This is a genomic window from Parvibaculum sp. (assembly GCF_035511255.1).
Taxonomy (GTDB): domain Bacteria; phylum Pseudomonadota; class Alphaproteobacteria; order Parvibaculales; family Parvibaculaceae; genus Parvibaculum.
This window is the reverse complement of record NZ_DATKFR010000153.1, coordinates 1-6546: the sequence shown is the minus strand read 5'-3', so window position 1 is coordinate 6546 and position 6546 is coordinate 1. Positions and strand designations below refer to the sequence as shown.

Here is a 6546-nt window from a genome sequence, read left to right as displayed (position 1 = left end):
AAGATTGTGGATGTCGAGCCATTTGACGCGAGCGCTTTTTTTCTTGCGCAGCGTGCCGAAATCGAGCTTCCGCATGAAGGGACCGTAGATGACGACGCCGGAGACAATGGCGACGACAAAGAGAAGCCCCATGAAGCCGAGGAAAAACATGCCCGGCAATCCGGCGAACATGTCGGTGTGCAGCTTGAACATGATGTACATGATGCCTTCGTCGAAGGGCGCCATGTCGAGCAGCTTGGCTGTGCGTGCGTCGAAGGCGTCGAATTGCCCGGCGTCGGCAGGGGAATCGATCGCGGGCGCGGTCGAGACATAGACGATAGGCTCGTGGTCGTCGAAGCTCAGGAAACGGATGACCTGACCCGGGCGGTGTTCGAGTCCCGCCGCGGCGATACGGTCGAGGCTCGCCAGCGGTGTATCGGCGGGCATGGTCGGCGGCGCCGGATGAGCGCCCGTCAGATGGTCGATCTCCTCGTAGAAGATGAGAGGCAGGCCGGTGATGCAGAGCATCAACAGAAAGACCGTGCAGACGAGGCTCGTCCATTTATGGACGAGGTACCAGGCCTTGATGGATTTCGCCGCGAGCATGACGCCTCGATTGGTATGCAAACGCGAATTAGTCGCGATTTTTGGCAAGATAGGAAATTTGCGAACTATTCGCAACTTCTATGGACGCCTTCAGAATGAAAATGGTTCGCCGCGCCGGCCGGCCCTGATGGCCGGGTGGCGGTTGCGTCGTCCCGGGCCCTGAAGTAAGACCATGCCGGTCTTGCCCTTGTAGCTCAGTTGGTAGAGCACCTGATTTGTAATCAGGGGGTCGCGGGTTCGAATCCTGCCGGGGGCACCACTCACATTTCCCAGTGCAGCTATTCCGTCCCGTCGCCATGGCGCACTTCGCTGTCGGCGGCGGCAATCGCGGTCGCGACCGCTTCAACCTCCCTTTCGCGAACGCCGCCATGGATCGCGAGCCTCACCGCGTGCGGCCCGAGCGGAATCGTCTTCACGCCACGGCGCGCCAGCGCAGCGACGAAGAGCGTTGCGTCGTGGTCGGGTCGGTTCAGGAATATGAGGTTGCTGGACACGGGTTGCAGCGCCTCCGCGCCGAGCCGGTCGGCAATCGCTCCTGCGAGCATCCGGGCAATGTCGGCATCCGTTTCGAGGCGCTCGCGCCAACCGTCGAGAGCGGCCAGCGCCGCCGCTGCGATGCAGCCGATCGGACGCCATTCGCCGCCCATCGCTTCGCGCCAGCGTACGGCTTCAGCGATTGCCTCGCGTGAGCCGGCGAGCACGGAGCCGAGGGGTGCGCCAATCGCTTTGTTGAGGCTCACCGCCACCGTATCGCATCCCCCCGTGAGCACGGACATGGGCGCCCTCTGCGCGACGGCGGCGTTCCAGAGGCGCGAGCCGTCGAGATGCAAGGAAGCGCCCGCCGCGCGGCAGGCAGCGGCGATCTGCGCCTGCCAGCCGAACGGCATGACGGAACCCGCCGAGAGCATGTGCGTGTTCTCCAGCCAGACGAGCGCCGTCTCACTGGCTTCCTGGCTGGCAAGGAAGCCAGCAACCGTGGAAGGCGAGGGGTGCCCGTTCTCGGCCTGCAGGTCCTGCCGGACGACGCCAGTCAGCGCGGTCGCGCGCGCCTCGACCGTCACGACATGAGAAAGCGGCGAAGATGCGAGCCGTCCGCCGTCGGGCAGGTGCAGCCGGATCGCGATCTGATTGGCCATCGTGCAGGTCGGAACGAGCAGTACGGCCTCGACGCCCAGTTCCTCCGCCAGCAGCTCCATGAGCGCCCGCTCGTCCGGGTCTTCTCCGTGGATCATTGCGGCAGGCCGGAGCACCGCGGCGCTCATAATGTCCGCGATTTTAGGAGGCCGCGGACCCAGCAGGTCGCTGCGCAGGTCGATACTGGTCCTTGTCATGGGAAGGCCGCCCTGATATTGGAATAAAACCTAAAAATAGATTGTGATGCAAATATGGAATCAGAACCAATGTCAAGCATCGCATTGCGCGAGCGGGGCAAGATGCGCCGGCAGGAGAGGATCGTGGCGGCGGCCGCCGATCTCTGGCGCGAGCGCGGCATGGAGAATGTCTCGCTCAACGAGATTGCGGCGGCGGCCGAGGTGGCGCCACAGACCGTCTACAACCTCATCGGTGGCCTCGATGCGATCGGCTTCGCCGTGCTCAAGATTGCATTGGGACGCCTCGATGCGGCGCTCGCCGCCAGTCCGGCGAGGGGCATCGATCTTGCGCTGGAGTCGGCGCGCATATCGGCCGAACTCTACATGGAAGACGCAAGGCTCTACCGCCAGCTGCATGTGCGGATTCCGCGGGCGCTCTTCGACGGAACGCATCTCGGACGCGACGTGGCGTTGATCCCGGTCAAGGCGGTGATGGAAGCCCAGGCCGCCGGCGACCTTTTGAAAGAGGTCGCCCCCGACCTACTCGGCAGGGCGATCTACACCGGCTACCTCGGCGCGCTCTATGAATGGGCATGCGGCGATTCAGGCGACGCGGATTTCCTGCGGACGGCCGAGATTGCCGTTCTCGCGCCGCTCGCCGCCTGCGCCACCGATGCGGCGCGACCGGCGCTCGCGGCTCGCCTTTTCGAGCGCCTTGCCGCCCGTGATACGGTGGTTGCCGTCGGCAGAAACGATTTGTAGGCGGACTATGGGTGGCGGTCGGTCATGAACATCAGTGTCTTCGACCTGTTCAAGCCGGGCGTAGGCCCCTCGAGCTCCCACACGATGGGGCCGATGACGGCGGCGGGCCGCTTTCTGAAGCGGTTGGGTCCGGCGCTGCCAGGGACCGTGCGCGTCGAGGTGCGGCTTTATGCGTCGCTCGCGCTCACCGGACGCGGTCACGCCACCGACACGGCGGTTCTTCTCGGTCTGGCAGGCCTCGATCCCGCGACGCTCGATCCCGACGAGGCGGACGCGCTTGCCAGGACTGTGCGGGCGGATGGCAAGCTGAGGCTCGGCGGCAAGCACGAGATTGCCTATGATGAGAAACGCGATCTCGTCTGGTGCGGACGCGAGCGCCTTCCGCAGCATCCGAACGCCCTGGCATTCTCCGCCTTCGACGCGAATGACGACGCGCTCTGCACGCAAACCTACTTTTCAATCGGCGGCGGCTTCGTCTGCGACGAGCTCGAGATGTCGCGCAACGCACGGCAGAACGATGCTCCTGCCACGGAGGTGCCTTATCCCTTCGCAAGCGCTGCGGAATTGCTCGGCCATTGCGCGCGTACCGGCCTGACCATCGCGGACCTCTCCCGCGCGAACGAGCGAAGCCGGCGCACCGAACGCGAGATCGATACGGGCCTCGACGGCATTCTCGACGCGATGGACGCCTGCATAGAACGGGGCATCCGGGAAGGCGGCGAGCTTCCGGGCGGCCTGAAGGTGAAGCGCCGCGCCCGGCAGGTGCATTCGACCATCATGGCGAAGGCCGAGCGACAGATCATCGACCCGCTCGTGGCGCTCGATTGGGTGAGCCTCTGGGCGCTGGCGGTCAACGAGGAGAATGCGGCGGGCGGCAGGGTGGTGACCGCGCCGACGAACGGCGCGGCTGGCGTCATCCCCGCAGTGATCCGCTATTACGACCGCTTCCACGGCGGCACGGCGGAAGGCCGACGCGATTTTCTTCTGACCGCTGCCGCCATCGGCGCACTCTACAAGCGCAACGCTTCGATCTCGGGCGCCGAAGTCGGATGTCAGGGCGAGGTGGGCGTCGCCTGTTCGATGGCCGCCGCTGGCCTCGCGGCGGTGCTCGGCGCGACGACCGGCCAGATCGAGAACGCGGCCGAGATCGGCATGGAGCACAATCTCGGCCTCACCTGCGATCCGATCGGTGGGCTTGTGCAGATCCCCTGCATCGAGCGGAACGCCATGGGCGCGATCAAGGCCATCGACGCCGCGCGCCTGGCGCTTCTCGGCGACGGCCAGCACTCGGTCTCGCTCGACAAGGTGATCGCCACGATGAAACGCACCGGGCGCGACATGAACGAGATCTACAAGGAAACCTCGCTCGGCGGACTGGCCGTCAATCTTCCGGAGTGCTGAATGAGCGGGCATTTCGTGCGAAGTTTTGCGGTGCCCCGGTAGGATTCGAACCCGCGATCCCCTAATTACAAATCAGGTGCTCTACCAACTGAGCTACAAGGGCATCGATGCGGGCAATGTGGCCCGCATTTCCGCTTTGGCGGGGTAGTGCCGCATGAGCGGAAGAGTCAGGTCGTGCAGGGCTCGCTGTCCGACGCGTCCACGCTTTCCGGCGCGCCGAGCCGCCGCGCATCGGTCATATGCCGGGTGGACAAATAAGCGGACAGCAGGAAGAAATAGGTCCCGACGAGTTCGAAGCTCTCTTCGAGAATTTCGCTCATGTCGCCGTCGCCGACGAACATATGCTTCTCCGCGAGGCGACCCGCCAGATAAAAAGCGGGACCGGCGGCAAGAGCCCAGCCTGCCGGGGTCGCCATCCAGCGAAAGGCGGCGCGGATGGCTGAAGGGAGCGCGCGGCGAGAGAAAACGCCCCAGGCGATCCACAGCATTCCCACCATGACGAATTCCAGTCGTTCGGCAAAAAACCGGCCGAGATATGGTTCCGCCCATGTGTGCCGCACGTCGGCCTCGCGGACGAGCACGGTCATGACGAAGAGGCTGACGCCGATGAAGTGCGCGGTGGCAGCTTCATCGAACTGGGCATAGGCGACCCGGCAAAAAAACGCCAAGGCGGCGGCCAGAAAACAGAGTTGCCCGTTCTCTACCGCCGCATTCTCATAAAAGTGTCTGACATTGCCGGAAAGAAGATACAGCACCACCAGAGACGCGAAGAGAAGAAAGCCCATAAGGGCGTCGTACGCCTTCCAGCGTGTCGAAACGAGGGAACTCACAACACTCACCATTGCAACTAAAACTAAGATTCAGTCGCAATATTGTGATGTAAACGTCATGAATGAAATAGCAGTTTTCGCCTATCCGCAGCTTTTGTCGGTCATTTCGTGGGAAACGCCGGCGGAAAGATCATCTCAGCTGCTCCGACGGGCGAGCTCGTAGAGTGCGACGGCGGCGGCATTCGAGACGTTGAGGCTCTTCATCTCGCCGGAGGCCGGAAGGCGGGCGAGAACATCGCAATGTTCCCGTGTGAGCCGCCGTAGGCCCGCGCCCTCGGCGCCGAGGACAAGGGCGACCTTCGGCCCGGTCTTGAAGTCGGGGAGGGACACCGCCCCCTCGCCGTCGAGGCCGATGACCTCGAAGCCCAGATCCTTCAGCTCGTCGATCGCCCGGACGAGATTCGTCACCTTGGCGATGCGGACCCGCTCGAGCCCGCCCGAGGCCGCCTTGGCCAGCACCCCGCCGAGAGGGGGGCTGTTGCGGTCGGTCGTCACGAGAGCACCGGCGCCGAAAACGGCCGCCGAGCGGAGAATCGCTCCGAAATTATGCGGGTCCGTGACCTGGTCGAGCACCACAACCCGGCTCGCCCCTTCGCATGCCTCGTCCATGGAAAGGTCCGGCAGGGGCGACACCTTGAGGGCGATGCCCTGATGGACCGCGCCGGGTGGAAGCAAGGCGGCGATGTCTTCGCCGGTTGCGGTCTCCGGCTGGAGGGGCAGGTCCGAACCGAGGCTGAGTCCCTCGGCCGCCAGTTCCGCTTCGGCGTTCCGAGTCAGAAGAAGCCGCTGCGGCCTTCGTGCGGGATTACGGAGTGCGGCGCTAACCGCATGAAATCCATAGATAAAACTATCGTCACCGCCGCCCTTGCGCGGACGCTGCGGCCCGCGGGGCTGGAAGTGCCCGGCCTGACGGCGGGGACCTCTGTTGCGGTCTTCGTGGCCCGTGGGGCCTTGTCCGGCTGGGCCGGGTCGCTTGCGCTTGGTCATGGCCGCGCTTATATTGTGCCTCCCGGGCTCATGCAAACGTCCCGCCCAACAGTGCCTTCAGCCGAACGATCAAGAAGCTGAGGACGCTGCGGGGCGTTATACGCGTTTGAGACCGGGAATTTAGTTGACAGCACGGCGGCAAAGCTCAATAAAGCCGCCCGTGCGCCAAGCACAGCCGGCGGCAGCGAACTTATTGGGATTTCACAACATTTGACATCGGACACGGAGGGGTGCCCGAGTGGCTAAAGGGGACGGACTGTAAATCCGTTGGCTAAGCCTACGTTGGTTCGAATCCAACCCCCTCCACCAATCCCCCCAAGGGAGTCCCGAAAGGGAACCGATGCAAGCGGAACGAGGGAATACGGTCAGGCGGGTGTAGCTCAATGGTAGAGCAACAGCCTTCCAAGCTGATGACGAGGGTTCGATTCCCTTCACCCGCTCCAAACCGTCGTTCGGCGCGAGGCAGTAACCGAGAAGTGTTCGACAAGTCGGACAGACAACCGAGCCAGACCAACCGAGGTAGAGAAACCGATGGCCAAAGAGAAATTTGAGCGCAATAAGCCGCACTGCAACATCGGGACGATTGGTCACGTCGATCACGGCAAGACGACGCTGACGGCAGCGATCACGAAGGTTCTGGCGGAATCGGGCGGGGCGACGTTTTCGGCCTA

At 63.8% G+C, this 6546-nt stretch carries 7 protein-coding genes and 4 tRNA genes; 6 read left to right on the top strand and 5 right to left on the bottom strand.

From position 1 onward, the window contains the following. Nucleotides 1–585: PepSY domain-containing protein (locus VMR03_RS05480; protein ID WP_325403052.1), on the bottom strand; the 585-nt coding region annotated here is incomplete at its 3' end. Between the two features lie 183 nt (nt 586–768). Between VMR03_RS05480 and VMR03_RS05475 the strand changes: the two genes are divergently transcribed. Then, nucleotides 769–844 (top strand) — tRNA-Thr (locus tag VMR03_RS05475). A gap of 19 nt (nt 845–863) precedes the next feature. Here VMR03_RS05475 and VMR03_RS05470 read toward each other — a convergent pair. Then, complete coding sequence (locus tag VMR03_RS05470) at nt 864–1916, bottom strand: threonine aldolase family protein (protein WP_325403050.1); 1053 nt, start codon at nt 1914–1916, stop codon at nt 864–866. 69 nt (nt 1917–1985) lie between these two features. On the opposite strand from VMR03_RS05470, the gene VMR03_RS05465 reads away from it, so the two are divergent. Beyond that, complete coding sequence (locus tag VMR03_RS05465; protein ID WP_325403048.1) at nt 1986–2657, top strand: TetR/AcrR family transcriptional regulator; 672 nt, start codon at nt 1986–1988, stop codon at nt 2655–2657. Nucleotides 2658–2681: 24 nt separating this feature from the next. After that, nucleotides 2682–4058: an L-serine ammonia-lyase gene (locus VMR03_RS05460; protein ID WP_325403046.1), complete on the top strand. Its 1377-nt coding sequence runs from the start codon at nt 2682–2684 to the stop codon at nt 4056–4058. Between the two features lie 30 nt (nt 4059–4088). On the opposite strand, the gene VMR03_RS05455 is transcribed toward VMR03_RS05460, so the two are convergent. From VMR03_RS05455 to rlmB, 3 genes are all read right to left on the bottom strand, one after another. Further along, nucleotides 4089–4162: transfer RNA gene (locus tag VMR03_RS05455), tRNA-Thr, on the bottom strand. A gap of 63 nt (nt 4163–4225) precedes the next feature. Next, nucleotides 4226–4888 (bottom strand): hypothetical protein, encoded by a 663-nt coding sequence (locus VMR03_RS05450; protein ID WP_325403044.1) that lies wholly within the window; start codon nt 4886–4888, stop codon nt 4226–4228. Between the two features lie 135 nt (nt 4889–5023). Further along, nucleotides 5024–5875: a 23S rRNA (guanosine(2251)-2'-O)-methyltransferase RlmB gene (rlmB, locus tag VMR03_RS05445; protein ID WP_325403042.1), complete on the bottom strand. Its 852-nt coding sequence runs from the start codon at nt 5873–5875 to the stop codon at nt 5024–5026. Between the two features lie 224 nt (nt 5876–6099). On the opposite strand from rlmB, the gene VMR03_RS05440 reads away from it, so the two are divergent. The 3 genes from VMR03_RS05440 to VMR03_RS05430 form a co-directional block, all read left to right on the top strand. Then, nucleotides 6100–6184 (top strand) — tRNA-Tyr (locus tag VMR03_RS05440). Between the two features lie 60 nt (nt 6185–6244). Continuing rightward, nucleotides 6245–6318, top strand: a tRNA-Gly gene (locus tag VMR03_RS05435). An 88-nt stretch (nt 6319–6406) separates the two neighbouring features. Then, nucleotides 6407–6546, top strand: a 140-nt coding sequence (locus tag VMR03_RS05430; RefSeq protein ID WP_325401527.1) for a GTP-binding protein, incomplete at its 3' end; no start/stop codon positions are given.